Raw genomic sequence first — 346 nt, 5'->3', positions numbered from 1 at the left:
GTGATGGAAAAACACTTAGCATTGATTGCCCAAAAGGTACCCAAAGGACGACACGCCGTGATAGTTGTGGATGGTGCAGCTTGGCATCAAGTCCATTTAACCGAAAAATTTGATAACTTATCAATCATAAAGTTACCCCCTTATTCACCTGAACTAAATCCTATTGAGCAAGTATGGCAATGGCTGAGACAAAATGAATTAGCGAACAGATGTTTTAGTGGATATGAAGATATTGTTAATGAATGTACTCGAGCGTGGAATATTTTTATTTCAGATGCATCTAGGGTGATAGATCTTTGCTCTAGAGATTGGATAAAAGTGGGAAGTTAATTAATCAAATTGGTAT

General features: G+C 37.0%; 1 protein-coding gene. It reads left to right on the top strand.

The annotated features are described in order from the left end of the window. A partial coding sequence (locus H4J41_RS00510) for a transposase (RefSeq protein ID WP_182135556.1) occupies nt 1-330 on the top strand: 330 nt, incomplete at its 5' end. Nucleotides 331-346 lie beyond the last annotated feature (16 nt).

Origin of the sequence: Colwellia sp. MB3u-45, assembly GCF_014077005.1 — a bacterium.
Classification (GTDB): domain Bacteria; phylum Pseudomonadota; class Gammaproteobacteria; order Enterobacterales; family Alteromonadaceae; genus Cognaticolwellia.
Note: the sequence above shows the minus strand (reverse complement) of the source record. Positions and strands in the feature narration are given on the sequence as shown.